This is a genomic window from Bythopirellula superficialaquae (assembly GCF_059632245.1).
In genome coordinates, this window is sequence record NZ_CP197426.1 from 4,077,040 (window position 1) to 4,094,664 (window position 17,625).

14 protein-coding genes are annotated in these 17,625 nt (G+C 54.7%); 1 reads left to right on the top strand and 13 read right to left on the bottom strand.

What is annotated here, in order from left to right; genetic code table 11:
* Positions 1-3: 3 nt before the first annotated feature.
* The 10 genes from SH678x_RS16800 to SH678x_RS16845 form a co-directional block, all read right to left on the bottom strand.
* Positions 4-1,296 carry a type IV pilus modification PilV family protein gene (locus tag SH678x_RS16800; RefSeq protein ID WP_496919611.1) on the bottom strand — a complete coding sequence of 431 codons (1,293 nt, stop codon included), beginning with the start codon at positions 1,294-1,296 and terminating at the stop codon, positions 4-6.
* On the bottom strand, positions 1,296-2,729 hold the full coding sequence (locus SH678x_RS16805; RefSeq protein WP_496919612.1) for a hypothetical protein: 1,434 nt from the start codon (positions 2,727-2,729) through the stop codon (positions 1,296-1,298). The genes SH678x_RS16800 and SH678x_RS16805 overlap by 1 nt, the downstream gene beginning before the upstream one ends.
* 130 nt (positions 2,730-2,859) lie before the next feature.
* The gene (locus tag SH678x_RS16810) at positions 2,860-3,885 is read right to left on the bottom strand and encodes a type II secretion system protein (protein ID WP_496919613.1); all 1,026 of its coding nucleotides are present in this window, start codon (positions 3,883-3,885) and stop codon (positions 2,860-2,862) included.
* Positions 3,882-5,036: a type II secretion system protein gene (locus SH678x_RS16815; protein WP_496919614.1), complete on the bottom strand. Its 1,155-nt coding sequence runs from the start codon at positions 5,034-5,036 to the stop codon at positions 3,882-3,884. The genes SH678x_RS16810 and SH678x_RS16815 overlap by 4 nt, the downstream gene beginning before the upstream one ends.
* Positions 5,037-5,332: 296 nt before the next feature.
* Positions 5,333-6,661: a type II secretion system F family protein gene (locus SH678x_RS16820; protein WP_496919615.1), complete on the bottom strand. Its 1,329-nt coding sequence runs from the start codon at positions 6,659-6,661 to the stop codon at positions 5,333-5,335.
* A 134-nt stretch (positions 6,662-6,795) separates the two neighbouring features.
* Positions 6,796-8,511, bottom strand: coding sequence for a GspE/PulE family protein (locus SH678x_RS16825; protein WP_496919616.1), 1,716 nt, complete (start codon positions 8,509-8,511; stop codon positions 6,796-6,798).
* Between the two features lie 71 nt (positions 8,512-8,582).
* Positions 8,583-9,686, bottom strand: a complete 1,104-nt coding sequence (locus SH678x_RS16830) for a type IV pilus twitching motility protein PilT (RefSeq protein WP_496919617.1) — start codon at positions 9,684-9,686, stop codon at positions 8,583-8,585.
* Positions 9,687-9,784: 98 nt separating this feature from the next.
* Entirely contained in the window at positions 9,785-11,491 is a 1,707-nt protein-coding gene (locus tag SH678x_RS16835; RefSeq protein WP_496919618.1) for a GspE/PulE family protein, read from the bottom strand.
* Between the two features lie 356 nt (positions 11,492-11,847).
* Positions 11,848-12,306, bottom strand: coding sequence for a hypothetical protein (locus SH678x_RS16840; RefSeq protein ID WP_496919619.1), 459 nt, complete (start codon positions 12,304-12,306; stop codon positions 11,848-11,850).
* A 129-nt stretch (positions 12,307-12,435) separates the two neighbouring features.
* Entirely contained in the window at positions 12,436-13,656 is a 1,221-nt protein-coding gene (locus SH678x_RS16845) for a ZIP family metal transporter (protein ID WP_496919620.1), read from the bottom strand.
* Between the two features lie 167 nt (positions 13,657-13,823).
* On the opposite strand from SH678x_RS16845, the gene SH678x_RS16850 reads away from it, so the two are divergent.
* A complete protein-coding gene (locus SH678x_RS16850) occupies positions 13,824-14,174 on the top strand; it encodes a hypothetical protein (protein WP_496919621.1) in 351 nt (116 codons plus the stop codon).
* A gap of 642 nt (positions 14,175-14,816) precedes the next feature.
* On the opposite strand, the gene zigA is transcribed toward SH678x_RS16850, so the two are convergent.
* The 3 genes from zigA to SH678x_RS16865 form a co-directional block, all read right to left on the bottom strand.
* Positions 14,817-16,055 (bottom strand): zinc metallochaperone GTPase ZigA, encoded by a 1,239-nt coding sequence (gene zigA, locus SH678x_RS16855; RefSeq protein ID WP_496919622.1) that lies wholly within the window; start codon positions 16,053-16,055, stop codon positions 14,817-14,819.
* Positions 16,056-16,117: 62 nt separating this feature from the next.
* Entirely contained in the window at positions 16,118-16,927 is an 810-nt protein-coding gene (locus SH678x_RS16860; protein ID WP_496919623.1) for an all3515 family Zur-repressed PEP-CTERM protein, read from the bottom strand.
* Between the two features lie 209 nt (positions 16,928-17,136).
* Positions 17,137-17,580, bottom strand: a complete 444-nt coding sequence (locus tag SH678x_RS16865) for a Fur family transcriptional regulator (protein ID WP_496919624.1) — start codon at positions 17,578-17,580, stop codon at positions 17,137-17,139.
* Between the last annotated feature and the right edge of the window lie 45 nt (positions 17,581-17,625).

Here is a 17,625-nt window from a genome sequence, read left to right on the forward strand (position 1 = left end):
AACTCACTCCACATCCACCTGCATCACGCGGGTGTAGGCGTCGATCGCCCCGGGGAGGATCGCGACTTGGAGGTTGTTGTAGGAGCTCTTGGGCCAATCGGCACCCTGGACCATCACGTAGCGGCCTTGAACCGTTGAACCATCTTTAAGCTGCACAGGACTTGTTTCATCATCCATCGCTTGCACTTTGTACCACTTCATCATGAACGTGCCGGTGATTTGGTTTACGCCCATCACGGCGATCCAGTTTGTTGGCTTGATTCCATCGAGGGCCGATTCGATGGTTTCGCTGTCGGTAGTATTTGCGTCGTAAATCGCCAGTTCGCTTTCGTTCAAAAATTCCGCGGCGACCAAACGTTCGCTGCCGGGACTGCCGGGGGCGCTGACCGAGGGAACGATATCGCGTTTGTAAAACACAACGGTGGTGACTTCGTATTGCTCGTCTTTGATATTTGCCGCCGGTTGCAAACCCGTGAGAGCGTGGCTATTGGTGGGGACGACGGTCGCCAGCCAGGAGTAATCGCCCGTGTAGTCGCGGCTCAAAAGTTGATCATCCGTCGGATCGCTGGGTGTGCCATTCGGATCAGCCTTGGCCCAACGCTGAATGCTCGGCCGATCCCCGGCATCGGGCTGTTCGACGGCCAGGTCATCGCGGAGGCGGAAGATGGTATCGGCGGTTTGCCGATCCAGGGGCCCACCATTGTGCGGCAACGTCATGCGGCGTACTGGCCAAGTGACACCGGCAAAACCGTTAACAGTCGGTTGGTTATTGCTCACCCACGGATTAGAGTCGTCGTTAAGCGTTGGATAGACATACATTGGAGAAGTGGCAACTGGAGCATTTGCCGCTCCCAGCGGATCAATCACGAAGGCATGACCGGGGCCCACTACATCTTCAGGCATCGTATTGTTGTAGTCAGGAAGTGAATTAAAAAATTGCGCCGCAGGATTCAAAAGCGGATATAGATTTCCGGGCAGAGAATTCGCATATAACCACAACCGGGGCCGCAAGACTTTCCGCGCTTGAAGTTCCTCAAACGCCAACTGTGCCAGGCCGCTGCTGCGATCGCGTTTGTCCCCTTCGAGGATGTAGTGGCTCGCCACAGGAAAAATCGCCGCCACGCCCATCAGGCCGAACAGCAGCACGAACATCGAAATGAGAACTTCGATGAGGGTGATGCCGGAGCGACGAGGGACGGGGGACGGGGGAAGGGGGAAATGATGCGCGCAGCGAGAAGGGTGGAAACAATTTCCGCCTTCCGCCTTCCGCCTTCCGCCCTTCTTTAGCAATTTCATCAATGCTCCTCACCATGCCCGCCGTGGGCGAGCTCGTGCGCGGCTTCGATTTGGGCTTTCATCGCCTCCAAAGGATCAGTACTCCGCATCTCGTCGTCGTGGTCGGTATTGTCATCCACGACGGTTGGATTAACGAGCGCGTTTTGACTCACCGACAAACGGCCATCATTGGCGTTGATCAACAGCCAGCGACTGTCGGGATTGAGCCAATTCACTTTTGCTTGCCGGTCGCGGAACTCGTCGTTCGATAGCTGCTGGGTTGTGCCCCCCCCGCTGCGTTCCCAATTTGTGAACAGCTCAACTGCAGGATTGCCGTTTTCGACGCGGCCCAAAAGGAAGAACACCCGCGATACATCCAGGTAACGCTGGCCATTCAACCAATAGCTATCAATGCCGCCGTTGGGCGAGAATAAAACACCTGTGATGTAGGGAAGTGCAACATTGTCAGCATCCACAGGGCGCGGAGCATCCTGGACAACCGACATTTCTCCCGCCTCAATGCCCGAAGCCAATAGATCGATAGATACCCCCGCGGGGAGTTGTAACGGCGGTTCTCCCGAGCTGATGACCCGCTCACTGGGGCTCCCGTTGGTGCGCTCGGCCCCCATCGGCTGCCGATGAATGCCGTAGGTATAACCATTGGGTGGCACAGACAGCGGCGGCACTCGGGTCCCTTGCGACACTTCGTCTAGGCGAACGCAAATAAGGGTGTCGGTGTAGGGTTCGGCATACAGCTTGGGGTTGAGATACCATGCTCCATTAGGAAACTTTTGAATCGCTTTGTTTCTGTCATCGCTCGGGTTTCCATCATCAATGATAACAAATCGATTGCCTTCAGCCTCAATGATATCACCTATCTGAAACATATTTGGGGGCAAGGAGTCGATTCGACTCCCACCTACCTCGACTGCCAATTGTGTCCTTACGGCATATAGAGGCGCGCCTGTGTACGAGGGAAAACGGACAATCTGTTCTTGCTGTGCGTCAAAATTACCATCAGGATTGTTAGTACTCTTCGCGCCGTAGGTCGTCGGCGAAATTGTCAAGGGTGTGACCATCACACGCGAGAGCTGACTAGACCCAGGATAGACAGGGGGTACCAACATTTGAAACGCTTCAACGGCAACGCCGCTACCGGCCGTCGATTCGCGAAAGCCAACACCCACGGGGCGACCAATCCGAGCCGCCTCGGCCTGGGCCTGCATGAAGTAGGTCTGCAACATCCGTGAGGATTCGGCAATTTTGCGGGCATCGTTATTGGGCGATACCAAGGGCAACACACCGGCCACGAGCGTCACAAGAATGACGATCACGACCATCAACTCGATGAGAGTCATGGCGAGGCGCGAGTCGTGAGGCGCGAGGCGCGAGTTAGCCCCCGCCACGTTCACTCGTAACTCGCAACTCGTCACTCGATACTTTTCTGCGTTCATGGTTTCACTTGTTCCTTCGTCAGGATCAGCCTGACGGCTCGCTGCTGCACGCCCCTGCAGTGTTTTTCTCTCGCGATGCAACATCGCGGCCAAATAATCTAGCGACTAACGTCTTGCCACCAATGGTTACCTATCTTGCCTCTTGGAGGTGGTTGTGGATGTTGTCGAGATATTCATTTGTCATTTTACCGTCTTCCACAACGGGAGAACCAATCAATCCAACAGGAGTCGCAAGGTAAGGATCTACTGGATCAACCAAATACTTTGCGTTAGTCTGCAACGCATAAGATTCATCTGGACCCGCGGAGTATAAAAGCGGCACTAAACGGAATGCATCGATGTCATATTGAAAAGGATCAAATGGATCGTGGTCTGCAACAGAATCACCTGTCATGAAATCCGAATAAGGGACATAACCTACTGGCCAGCGCAAGAAAGCAATTGGTTGCCCCCAACCATCAAGAAATTCAGGAGCCCCATCCTCATCAACGTCGCCAATGTCTTGTGCGGAAAACATAGTCCGTGCTTCACCATCGCCCGTCAAATACATGATTAACATGTAAAGGCATTCTGCGCTTTGATAGGACTCAATTTTATCTTCATCATTCACAAGGTTGTTGTAGCGTCGAAAGTACATCTTTGAGACAGTTGGAACATTTACGCGAAAGCCATTCAATGTAGTATCCGGATGTGGAATCACGCGTGTCGTCAAAGCAACTGGATTGCTGCTAGGTGGTATTAAAGCAACACTGTTCCCTAATATATCACTCCAGCGGTCGGGCATTTCCATCTGCATCGTCATTCGCAAGGCAATCAATCTCAGTTCACCAAGTTGCTGAGGTGTTGGATTGACATTTGGAGGGGAAATAATAGTCACCCGCCGCGTCTCATAACTCGCCCACTGTTCCATCAACAGCGTGTGGAGCTTCGAGATCGTCGTCTTGGTGCGCGAGGCCCGTGATTGCTCCATCGCTGCCCGCGAGGCCCCCAGGAACATTGCGCTAAGCGTGGCGATGATTGCAACGGCGATCAAGAGCTCGATCAAGGTCATACCAAGGCGGAGGGGGGAAGGGGGAAGGGGGAAGTTATGCGCGCAGCGCGAACTAGGGAATTGAATTCCGCCTTCCGCCATCCGATTTCCGCCTTTCGCGATCATTCTTGTTCACTCTCCAGCGTACCGGTCGTGAAGTTGGTCAGCGTGTCGGCCAAGTCTCCGGCGAAGGGGCCGACCGGGTAAAGCAACTTTGGAATGAAGGTACCGTCCTCCACGTCAAGCGCCGCACTGGCGTTTCCATCCGTAGGGGCAAAATTCCCCCAGGCATCGTCAACACCCGGATGGAAAATCTGGAACTTTCCTTGATTCACATATTCCAGATTCGCAACCGAAGGTGTGCCAGTCGTTGGAGCATCTTTTTTGAGCTGCTTGAGCGGCACCATCACCTGCATATTGTCCTGCGGATCTTGGTAGTAAAACTCGTCTGTTTCCCAGCTCCGTACGACCATTTCTGGCGAATCGACCGTGTTGAAATAGACGTAGGGCTTTTCACTTCCCTTGGGGAAATACTCGTAGAGCAGCAATTGTGCGGAATCTGTTCCGCCCTGATTATAAACCAGCAGGGAGCGTGGAGTTCCATCGTCATTACGAGAGATCTTAAGCCTTGCTTTGTCGAATTCGAAAAATGGGCTGTCAAAAGCGTCAATCGTAATTACGTCATTGATATCTGTGTCGGATTCCTCATCATGGATCGAGGTCACTTCTAGATCGGTGCCGCTTAAAGGACGTGTTTGATCGTTACTGAAGCCCGATAGCCATAAAACCAGGGCTTCGGAAGGTCGTATGCCTGCGGTGGTTAGCGGAAAGACATTATCAACGCCATTGTTTGGCGAACTATTGCGTGCCAACGGCGGACTTACATCAGCATCCAATTCCGTACTTCGCGGGGATGCCTTTCTTAAAAATCGCACAACGTTTTGCGTATTGAGAAGCTTTTCATTGTTAGTCATTCCAAAACTGGCAATGTCGTTCGGATAGATATTCGGAGGATAAGCTCCCCCCTTTTCGGTCTTGAAACGTTCCATGGCGTCGTTCAGTTGACCGATTTCGAGCGTGATCGAAGCTTCGCGGCCCCGCCGCATGGCGTTCATCGCCCCGGCGGTGATCAGGCTGGCCAGGATCGCGATGATCGTGATCACGACCAAGAGTTCGGTGAGCGTGAAGCCGCGAGTTGCGAGTTGCGAGTTGCGAGTTGTCATGAATCGATCTTTCTGTGCTCGAAGTCTCGTGACTCGAATCTCGATACGTTCCATCGTGTGTCTCCTACAGTTAGCTAGCGAATATGTTGCAAATCATGTGCGCACTCGGGAATTTCCCGGCGAATCGTCGATTCGCGGCGATTTTGAGCCATCATAGCCGCTTTTCGTCTCAGAATGCGACCAAAACGGCGATCCACCCCCCCGGAGTGGTGATTTTTCTCACCATGAGACCCCGGCCAAGTCGCTCCGGCGCCACAGGTGATTGTAGCGAAATAGAACAGTTGCGAGCGGTGAGTATCGAGTTGCGAGTCTAAAAACTCGCAACTCGCGGCTCATTACTCGTAGCTCACTTAGCCCGTCAAACCGTTGATCAGTTCCACCAGCGGGATGAAGAGCGCGATCACGATAAAACCGACCGCACCACCGAGGAACAGAATCAACAACGGCTCCATCAGCTTGGTGAGGCCGTCGGTGAGCACCGCGACTTCTTCGTCGTACGTGTCGGCCACTTTGTAGAGCATCGTGTCGAGTTCGCCGGTTTCTTCGCCGACGTCGACCATGTTCACCACAATGTCGTCGACGACGCGCTGGCGATATTTCATCATGTAGATAAGAATTCCGACCGGCCCGCCGATGAAGCAGAACCAGAAGAACGCGGCCACGGGATGGAAGCTCAGCTTTGAGTATTCCTTCAAGGGCTGGGCAATCGCATCGCCCTCGCGGATGCGTTCGCTCACGCGGGAGTAGAGTCTTTCAAAGACCGCGTTGCCGGCAGTTTCGCGCGTGATGTTCAAAGCTTCCAAAATCGGCACGCCCGAGGAAATCAGCGTTCCCAAGGTTCGCGATGTACGGGCCATGATGTTCTTTTCGATCAGGTTGCCGAAGATCGGCACTTTGATCGCGAACTGATCCCAACCCATGCGGCCCGCTTTGAATTTGCGGATCAATTTGATCGTCAGCCAAATCGCGATCGGCACACCGGGTATCAAATACCAATAGTTCACGCACCATTGCGAGAAGGCGATCAGGTAGACTGTCATCGCCGGCAGATCGAGTTCAAAGTCGTCGAAAATCGCTTGGAAACTCGGTACGATCTTGATCATGATGAAGGTCAAAATACCGACCGCCACCGTCACCACGACGACCGGGTAGATCATCGCGGACTTCACTTTGCGCTTTAATGATTCGGCTCGTTCCTTGAAGTCGGCCAAGCGTTGCAGAATGACTTCGAGCGCACCGCCCGCTTCACCGGCCTTGATCATGTTCACATACAAGCGGTCGAATGCCTTGGGCGATTTGGCCATCGCTTCGGAGAGCGTGTCGCCCGCTTCGATCGCTTCGCACGTATCTTCGAGCGAATACTTCAAGCGGCCCGGCTTGGCTTGTTCGCCCAAGATGCGCAGCGACCGCAAAATCGGCAGGCCCGCGTCTTGCAGAATGGACAACTGCCGCGTGAACGCGGTGAGGTCTTTCGACTTCACGCCACCGAAGGTGAAACCACGTTTCTTTTTGACGCCGCCGCCTTCGGTTTTCTTCCGCGCTTTTTTGACGGAGATCTTCGTGACGAAGTATCCCATCTGGCGAATCGTCGCTTGGGCATCTTCTTCGGTCGGAGCATCGATCACGTCCTTGATCTCGGCACCGGTCGAATCCATCGCTTCGAATTGAAAAGTGGGCATGGCTGTGGCCGCTTGAAAAGCTGTTCCGAAAATCTTTTACTGAACCTTCGACGACTGGGCCCGTCCTGGTGCTGGCAAAGCAGCGGGGGACGAGAGCTGTCGCAAAATCAAACACCTGAAGCTCAATTATACGGTTAACCTTCGATAATTGTCTCGCGTACGACCTCTTCGGGGGTTGTGATGCCCTCGAAAGCAACTTTCATTCCCGCGTCTCTCAAAGTGAGCATACCCCGCTTCTGGGCGGCGTTGCGGAGCTCGTCGGTCGAGCAGTTCTCCATGATCAACTCCCGCAGCTCGTTGTTCATGATCATCAGTTCGAACAAACCGACACGGCCCTTATATCCAGTATTGTTACAATTTTCGCAGCCGGAGCCACGATAAAACTTCTTTCCCTTTAATTGCTCGGGTTTAAGTTCCAGATCGTCCAAAATTTCCTTGCTGGGGACGTACTCTTCCCGGCATTTCGAGCAAACCCGCCGCACCAGCCGCTGGGCCAAAATGGCCTCGACCGTGGCCGTGATTAAAAACGTGGGAACCCCCATATCTTTGAGGCGGGTGATCGTGCTGGGGGCGTCGTTCGTGTGCAACGTGCTGAACACCATATGCCCGGTCAGCGAGGCTTGAATGGCAATTTCGGCCGTTTCGTAGTCGCGGATTTCGCCGACCAGAATTTTGTCGGGATCCTGCCGCAAAATGGCCCGCAAACACTGGGCAAACGTGTTCCCAATCGAGGCATCGATCGGTACCTGGACAATCCCTTCCATGTCGTATTCCACCGGATCCTCGGTGGTAATCAGCTTATCTTCAATAACGTTGAGCTCGTTCAGGGCCGAGTACAACGTCGTCGTTTTGCCCGAACCAGTGGGGCCGGTTACCAGGACAATGCCGTTGGGCTTGGAAATCACGTCCCGGAACTGGGCCATCAGGGCGTCGTTCATACCGACATTTTTCAGATCGAGCGACACGACCGAGCGGTCGAGTACCCGCATAACGACGCTTTCGCCGAACATCGTGGGGAGCACGCTCACCCGCAAGTCGACGGGGTGACCACCCACGGTCAGTTCGATACGGCCGTCCTGCGGCAGGCGGCGTTCGGCGATGTCGAGGTTCGCCATCACTTTGATGCGGGTCGTAATCGCGAAGGCTAAGTGACGGGGCGGCGGCACCATTTCGTAGAGCACGCCGTCGGCTTTGATACGGATGCGGAATTCGTCTTCAAACGGCTCGAAGTGTAAGTCGCTCGCGTGGTCTTTGATCGCCAGCAGCAACACCATGTTCAATAGCTTGCGCACGGGGGCGCTGTCGGCCATCGCTTCGACGCTCGCCAGGTCGACCGAGTTGCCTTGCGCGGCAGCCACCGCGGCGGCGAGGTCTTTGTCGTTTTCCAAGTCGGAAACGATCGATTCCACGCTTTCGCTGCTCTCGCCGTAGTAGCGGTCGAGCGCCGCGAGAATGGCCGGTTCGGTGGCCACCACCACGCGGATGTTGTAACCCAAGAACGTGCGGAGCTCGTCTTGGACACTCAAGTTTTGTGGATCGCACATCGCGACCGTGAGCGTGTCGCCATCGAATTCCGTGGGCACAATGCGATACATCTGCGCCATTGGCTCGGTGACTTTGGAAAGCGTTTCCGGCGTGATCGTCAGATCGCCCAAAGCCACGGTTCGCAGCGACATTTGCTCGCCCAAAGCCTGGGCAAGTTGATCGTCGTTGATGAGGCCCAAATCCATGGCCACCTGACCCAAGAGCTGGCCAGGGCGTTGTTCTTGTTCCTCGATCAACAGTTCCAACTGCTCGTCGGAAATGTAACCGAGGTCGACCAGGATTTGTCCAATGCGACGTAGGGCCATAAGAAGGGGTCAGTGGGCTAGGGTTCGGGGGCTAGGGACTTTTTAGCCGCGACTCAACGAGTCGCTGGAATTTATTCTTCCGGCGTTGTGGGTTCGTCGAACACGCCGCGTTCGGCACCTGCGATGCGGCGGGCTAATTCTTCGGGCGAATTCGCCTTCGCAAGCACGTCTTCCTTGGTCGCCATTTCGCTCTTCCAATGTTCGAACAGGTGATCGTCGAGCAACTGCATGCCGTGCTTCGAGCCGGTTTGAATCGACGACGTGATGCGGAAAATCTTGTTTTCGCGAATCAGGTTTGCGATACCCGGCGTCACCACGAGCGTTTCAAAAGCCGCCAAGCGGCCGCCGCCGATCTTGGGAATCAGCTGCTGGGCGAGAATGCCAATGATCGAAGTCGCCAGCTGCGTGCGGATCTGATCCTGCTGGTTCGTGGGGAACACGTCGATAATACGGTTGATCGTACCGGCGGCACTACTCGTGTGGAGCGTGCCAAACACGACATGCCCAGTTTCCGCGGCGGTGATCGCCGCTTCGATGGTTTCCAAGTCACGCATTTCGCCCACGAGAATCACGTCGGGGTCCTGACGCAACGCACGGCGAATCGCCTCGGCGAATGATGTGACATCGACGCCCACTTCGCGTTGGTTGATCGTGCTCTTGCGGTGGTTGTGATAAAACTCGATCGGGTCTTCGATCGTGATAATATGATGGTCGACCGTCGTGTTGAGGTAGTCAATCATCGCGGCGAGCGACGTACTTTTGCCCGAACCGGTCGGCCCGGTCACGAGGATCAAACCGCGGGGCCGCATGATCAGGTCTTTGAAAATCGTGGGCAGCTTGAGCTGATCCATGCTCATCAAGTGGACCGGAATCTGCCGCAACACCATCGCGACGTTACCGCGTTGGCGGAACACCGACACACGGAAACGGGCTTGATCGCCGAAAGCGAAACCAAAGTCGGTACTGCCCGTTTCTTGAAATTCCTGCTGACAACGGTCAGGCGTGATGCTTTTCATCAGACCCATCGTGTCGGCCGGCTCGAGCACCTTGGTCTTAAGTTTTTGCATGTGGCCATGCAGACGCAGCACGGGAGGTTGTCCCACCGTGATGTGCAAGTCGCTTGCTCCCTGCTTGACCTGAGCGGAGAGCAATTTGTCGATTAGAATTGTGCCCATAAATTCTCTATTCCGTTGCCGCGAGGTTTCTAGTCCGCGGCGCTAACTTCTATCTTAACTGGCTCGAATTCTTCTGTGGTTTGAAATCCAATTCCGGCCTATTGTTCGACCTTTTTGGCCACGCGGAAGACTTCTTCAAGCGTGGTGACCCCCATTAAAGCTTTGCGGATGCCGTCATCATAAAGCGTAGTCATGCCTGAACTAATCGCGGCCTTGCGAATATCAGCGGTCGAGGCCCCTTGGAACGCCAGTTCGCGCACTTTCGAGTTCATCATCATCAATTCAAAAATGCCAAGTCGGCCGCGGTAACCATTCTTGCCGCAATGCGAACAGCCCTGCCCCTTCATAAAGGTTGCCCCCGCTGCTTGTTCCGGAGTGATCCCCGCCGCCTCAAGCTGGGCAGGTGTCGGTTGGTAAGGATGTTTGCACTTCGTGCAGACCACGCGTACCAAGCGCTGAGCTAAGATGCCGATGATGCTGCCCGCCACCAAGTAGGCTGGCACGCCCATGTCGACCATGCGCGTGATCGCGCCAGGGGCATCGTTCGTGTGCAACGTGCTGAACACCAAGTGACCCGTGAGCGAAGCTTGAATACCCATCGACGCGGTTTCGTTGTCGCGCATTTCGCCGACGAGAATCACATTGGGAGCTTGCCGCAACATGGCACGAATAATCAACGCGAAGTCGAGCCCAATGGAATGCCGGACTTCGACCTGATTGATGCCGGGCAAGTAATATTCGACCGGGTCTTCGGCGGTAATGATTTTGCGGTCAGGGCGATTCAGTTCATTGAGCGCCGCATAGAGCGTTGTCGTCTTGCCCGAACCCGTGGGGCCCGTCACCAGGAAAATACCGTTCGGGCGGCGAATTAAATTGCGGAACTTGCGGAAGTCGGCCTCGGACAAACCCAATTGCCGCACGCCGACCTTGATGTTGTCTTTGTCCAGCAGCCGCATAACGCAGGACTGGCCGTGCGTGGTGGGGAGCATGCTGACGCGCAAGTCGAGTTCCTTGCCGCCGGCGGTGATTTTGATACGACCGTCCTGGGTGCGGCGCCGCTCGGCGATGTCCATTTTGGCCAAAATCTTGATGCGTGAGAGCAACGCACCCAACAAACGTCGGGGGGGGCTATCGCGTTCGACCAACACGCCGTCGATGCGGTAACGAATTCGCACGCGCTCTTCAAACGGCTCGACGTGAATATCCGAAGCCCGCAATTGCACGGCTTCGGTAATCATCAACTGCACGAGCCGCACGATGGGAGCGCTGGTTTCGTCGACGACGTCGTCGTCACCACCGCTTGCGTCATCCCCTTCAGTTTCGGTGAAGTCGATGGCCGTGTCGGTGAATTCTTGCAGCATCGAGTCGGCCGATTCGCCGTCGACCTGACCGTAGTTTCTGTTGATCGCTTCGAGAATACTTTCGCGGGTCGATATACCGATCTCGACTTTGCGGTTCAGAATGAACTGCAACTTATCGAACGTTTCGAACGCCTCAGGATCGCTCACCACGACCTTCAGCTTGCCATCTTCTTCCGAAAACGGAATCACGGCGTTTTCGCGCGCGACCGATTCGGGCACAAGTTCGACCACCGCCGGCGGAATCGGCACGGAGTTGAGATCGTAGTACTCATACTTGTGCATTTCGGCGAGCGCACGCCAGACTTGCTCGGGCGTACCATAGCCCAATTGCACGATCGCGTCTTGCAGCTTCAGCTTCCGCGAGGAAGACACAGTCTCGGCTTCCTGCAATTGCTCGGGGCCAATGACGCGCTTCTTGATAAGGTATTCACCGAGTTTCGACATCGCACAGCAATCTCTGGTCGGGGGCTCTTCAGGTTCCGGCAGTGAGATCGGGACCACGGCAGGCGCGGCTTCTCATCCACTCGGTGTTATATCTCAACGCAACTGGGAAGAGAAACGCGGGGCGGGACCACCGAAAGCATGCAAAAGTTTCGGAGGCAATGCTGGACAGAAGTCCTCACACACTCGCGAGTTACGCGCGAATCCCCCATCTCACCGCATAACTACTAGGCTACAGGCGGTAGGGGCGAATGTCAATTAAGTGCGGTATTCGCAAACGCGCGAAACGCTCACGCAAAGCGGCAGGTCATGAACATGTTAATGACCGCGCGGCAAACCACCGAATGGCTGATTTAAGCCTATTCTGGCTGTACCGATGTGGTATCGGCTTTCAATTTCCGTGCATCATGGCGGAGCCTTGCCGCTGTTTCCCGCAAGGCGTCGGCTTGGGAATAGAGATCGAGCGATTCCAACAGATGGGCCGATTGTTCCAATTGCCACGACACATCGCGGAGCGCCGACACGGGTGAGCGGGTCGCTGGTTGATAGGGCATCGGCGGTGGACCGGTGGGCGGCGGAGTCCACTGGTTGCCAAAACCCGCGGCCACAGAGCCCCCCATTTCTTCCTGAAGTCGCAAGACTTCACGGGCCACGTCTTCGGTCACCGGGGGCGCGGAGGAAGCGGGCCCGTCGGTCGCAATCGCCGCGACGCGTTCCACCGGAGCCGACTCAACGGCTTCGTTGGCCCAAGCCCGGCCCGACACAATCACTATTAAGATGAACAAGATCTGAAAATCGTAACGACGACTGGCGCGCATGGTAGACCTCCGATGAGAAACAGAGCCTAATTTCTAGCCAGAACGCCACCTTGATGACAAGCTCAGTTCTTGATGGTAGCTAGATCGTCTCTTGGAAAAGATCAAGCAAAAACCACCTCTTTTAGGCTTTCACTTCTTCGCGGGGAGCATCGTATCGAGTACTTGCAAAGCAGCAGCGACGTCTTTTTCGACCTCTGCGTAGGCTTCGGCTGACTTCTCGACACTCACTTTCTTGCCATGCATAGTTTCATCGAGCTGGCTGTAGGCGTCGAACAGCTCTTTGCCTGCATTCTTAACCTGCTCCCGGTCTTCTGCGGACATGGCGGCCTTGTCGGCGAATGCTGGCAGTGATTCGAGCAAGTGCCCCAATTCATGCAGGGATTGATGGGCCGCTTCTGGATCGTTTGAAGTAAATGCCTCAGCCACTTTTGTCCCATGTAACTTTATTTCGCTGATCGCCACCGCGAGAGAAATCGGCTGCTCATCGTGCTCATGGTGATGCCCATGGGCCGAGCCATGATCCTCATGCGAATGTGTCATTTCAATGGCGAAAGCCGTTGCCACCCCGAGCAATAAAGCGGCGGAAAGCTTGAGACGGTCGTGAGAATGGAACTGCACCTCCGGCAGCAAGTCACCGAGCGCGATGCACAAAAAGAATCCTGCGGAAAACGCCAAAGCATATCCAACGACTGCCTGCTGCCCGGCGAGTTGTGACACTCCGAGCCAAAACAACAGTGAGCCCAGCGGACACATCAATGCATAACCAAGATTGACTGCGGTTTGGCTGCGAGCCGACCAACCGCTCGTGCTCATCAGCGAAGTGATGGCAAGCGCGTCGAGTGGTTTGTGTAGAGCCACGGCCAGAAATGTGCCAAGGCCGTACAGCGCAAATTGATGCGACATATGATCGGCATCGGCCACGACGCTGGCTGCTAGGGCCACGCCGTCGAGGAGCGTATGAATCGCCAAACCGAAAAAGAGGCCGACCCAATTGAGACTTGCGTCAGGGGAATGGTCGTGATCGCAGTCGTGCCCGTGGGTGTGGACGTGATCTCCCTCGGACTCATCGAGCGTTCCATGGGAATGAACGTGAAAGACCCGCAGCAGAAAAAACATGACCAACAATCCGGCAAGCAATGCCGCGGAGACACTTGTCATCGATCCCAAGTGCTCTGCCGCCTGAGGCAACATGTGCAGTAAAGCGATACCGAGCATCAGTCCCGAAACAGCGCTCATCATGAGCTGCATACGCGTGTGCGTGAGCTTCATCAGCGTTGGCAACCAACCGCCAGCGAGCGAGGCCAACACGATGACCGAGCAATAAATCAAGAGCAGGACTGGTAATGACATAAACATCAACTAAGCATGAGTAATGGAAATCACAATCGTTATGGTCATGACGATTATTGCAACGATTTGCGAGAAAATCGTCACAGATTTTGAACTATCCTTAGGATAGTTTACAATCCGACAGACATCGTTTTTCGATTAGGCTGATCCAAACAGGAGTTGTCGCCATGAGCAGTTGCGTGAAGGTGGAAGGACACGAGCATCAGCACGGTCCCGATTGCGGACATCTTGCCATCGAACACGATGGGCACGTCGATTATCTTCACGATGGGCATTTGCATCATGCTCACGGAAGCCATGTCGATGAGTGCGTCCTCGAGGTCACCACGACGAATCCTGAAAGTTGCACCCCTGGCCATCACTGTGCTGGCCACGAACAGGGGCATGTTCATGGTCCTGACTGCGGTCATCCTCAGGTTCCGCACGGCGATCACGTTGACTATCTGGTCGATGGCCACCTCCACCATCCACATGGCGATCATTGCGACGATCACGGGCCGGTGACAGTGCATGCTTAATTCGACCTTACGAGAACAGCATCCATAACAGCGCAGCTTAGATATTAGCCAACTAGGCCACAGCGGTCGTCTTTGAACTTTCGTTTGGTATATGCCAAGCACTTAGCATCGTCTCGTAAGATAACCATCGGCTTTTGGCAGTAGCGCGCCATTTCTCAACGACTGCAAGCCGATAGCCGAGGCCAACCGTTGCAAGGACCCACTGCTCGTACGCGCATATCCATTGGCACAGTTCATTGACAAGCTCCGTGCAAACAACAAGTTCTTTGAGGGTTGTGGCCTCTCGCAACGGGGGCAAGTCCTTGATCTCCCAGGGGAAGCTTACTAGATCCGCATGAGGCGTGAGCCTAGGCCGACTGTCATCCCGCTTCACGAAAATCCCGCCCAGTCGATCATCGCCCATAAATACTCCAAAGCCGCGCAAAACAATTCTTGCTGTCGAGCACAGGCGAAGTGCGTAGAGGCTTGAGCAGGTTCTACCCTTGGGGCGCTCCTCACGGGAAAACCCATATCGCACGAGGAGATTTCCCTCGGGATACATAACATCTTGCCCCCAACACCAGAATTGCTGATTGATGCACACCGCTTGCGGTAATCTGTGCTCGAAAACGCCGTCGGAGGATCTCGCACTTCCGAACTTCATCATTCTTGCACTGCCTGAACAGATTGTTCAACTTCTTCACCGCTAAGCGCGGGAAGAGGGTCGCTGATATGTTGCCAACTGTCCACGCCTTGGGCCCATTCCGCATCCGTAAGCAAACAAGAATTAAGTTGCTCTTCAATACGGCCACGCTCTAAATCCATCCCAATAAACACGATCTCTTGCCGCCGATCTCCGTACGCCCCCTCGAAATCTTTTTGGATGTGAGCCAACGACTCCTGATCTTCCGGCCAGTATTCAGGCGGTGTAGCATCCCACCAATTGCCACCGGGGCTCAGTTGGATCGAAACGCCCGCTTGCGACCAGATGTAAACGCAGTCATGACGAGACGCGAGCCAGATAAATCCCTTCGAGCGAATAACCCCTTGAAGTAGTCCATCTTCTCTGCCCAAAGTGTCCCAAAGTCGTTGGGTATGAAACGGTCGGCGAGCTCGATACACAAAACTACCAATCCCATATTCATCGGTTTCGGGTTGTTCGCTGCCCCGGGGAACCGCCAGCCAATCGGGATTCGCGGCTGCCTGATCGAAGTCAAAGAGCCGAGTTCCCAAAATCGCTTTTGGTTCCACATGGCCGCGCTGAATTTCGATGATGCGGGCTTTGGGATTTAGATTACGCAAGATGCCGAGGATTGTGAGCAGTTCTTCGTCGTTGACCAAGTCGCACTTGTTAAGCAGGATCACGTCGGCGAACTCCACCTGGTCGACGAGCAGGTCAACGACATTGCGAGTGTCTTCTTCACCCAAGCCCATCGCACGATCCACCAAATCATCAGCCGAGCCAAAGTCGTTAAGAAAATTTTTGGCATCCACGACGGTCACCATCGTGTCGAGTCGAGCCACGTCGGCGAGACTTCGTCCCTCCTCATCGGCGAAGGTAAACGTCTCGGCCACGGGCAGCGGCTCGCTGATGCCCGTGGATTCAATCAGCAGATAATCAAACCGGCCATCCCTGGCCAACTCTGCCACCTCTTTGAGCAAATCTTCACGAAGCGTGCAGCAGATACATCCGTTGGTCATTTCCACGAGGCGCTCTTCGGTGCGACTGAGCGAAGCTTCTCCACCGGTGACCAATGCCGCATCGATATTGATTTCGCTCATATCGTTCACGATGACCGCCACCTTCAAATTCTCGCGATTTGCCAAAACGTGATTCAACACGGTTGTCTTGCCAGCGCCTAAAAAGCCGGAAAGTACGGTTACGGGTAAACGTTTATCCATAGAATGATCCCCAAGTAAAAGAATCCGCGCCGGAAAGAATTCCGGCGCGGACCCAAAAGTTACTAGCTGCGCTTGATCAACAATCCCAGTAAAGCCAATCCCCCCAGAGCCAGGCTCGTTGGCTCGGGCACATTTTGGACATCGATAAAGAAGCGACCCGAATTACCAAAGTTGCCTGACAAATCGGTGAGCTGGAACTCAGCCCAATAGCTTCCCGCGGGGGCGGTGGCGTCGACCCAGAGCACTGGCGTGAAGGAGAACATCTCGTCGCCGTCGCCCAAATGCGCGTCACCAAAAGCGAAAGCATTGGGATTCGTGGCCGAGCCCACCTTGAGATCGGGGGAGCTCACACTCAACAACTCGATGTGGATATGGGCCGCGTCAAATGCCGCGTTCCAGCGGTTTGCACTGCTGTTGAACAGTATGTCATCCACTCCGGCCAGCGACTGTGTGTTGCGCATCTCCAGGTCGGAGTAGGTAAGACCTAAGACTTCCTGCGAAGTTTTCTTACCAGCATACAAACCTGACCCTGGCAGCAACGGCAAAGGTGCTTGGCCAGAATACGTTTCGGGGAGGCGGTTATTGGAACTCGTGTCGTTGAGCACGGGAGTAGCTGCGGGGCCCGTGTAAGTGTAAGCGCCGATGCCATGGTAGTGATCTCCGTGGTTCAGCAAGAGCGTCAAGCGGTTGAAATTCGGATTGTCGGGATAGGCTCCGCCGCCATCGCCCGCTGGGGCCGTGAATGGTGCCGATCGATTATCGATGCCGATGTAATATTCGGCCAATTGGGCAGAAGCTGCTGAAGCCCAGGCCGACAGCCAGCCAGCGGCCATGGCCAGTGTAAACAACGTCTTACTTTTCAAGCATTTCATCAGTCAATTTCCTTAAGCGAATAAATCAATGAGGTTGTTCGCAAACACGATGCAAGGCCTTCGTCGCAGCGCTGACCAACGAAGACAATTTGCAATACAAACGTATTTGCAATCAATTTGCACAATATACACACATGCAATTGAATTGCAAATACGATTTCTGTGAATTTCGCGCGAAGAGTCATCTACATCAGAAAAGCCGAAGCCGATCAGGCTGGAGTGCAATCCCGACAATGGCCGCGCAAGAGAACTTCGGTGATCTCACCAAGTTTTTCGCGGCGTGGACCCCGGCTGGGGGTCAATTGGAATGAGAATTCTTCGAGGCAGGTGACCTTGCCGCAGTCGACGCACATGAAATGAGGATGCTCGAGCTCGTGCCGATTGGTTGAAGAACGAAACTCGAAACGGCGGACCTGATCCCCGAGATCGAGTTTGGTGAGCAGCCCCGCTTCTGCCAATTCCTGCAACACACGATAGATCGTCGACTGGTCGAAGCCGAATTCACTCAGTGCATCGGTAACCTCGCCGTGACTCACCGGTTTGGCAAGGAGAGCCAGATGTCGCAGGACGCCCACGCGGGCTGCCGTGCTGCGGAGGCCCGCCTGTTTGAGGATGCCTTTGGCCCAGGGAGTATCTTGCTTCGGTTCGGTCACAATTGCCTCACAATTAGGATCGCTGAGGCAATTAGATACCATTTG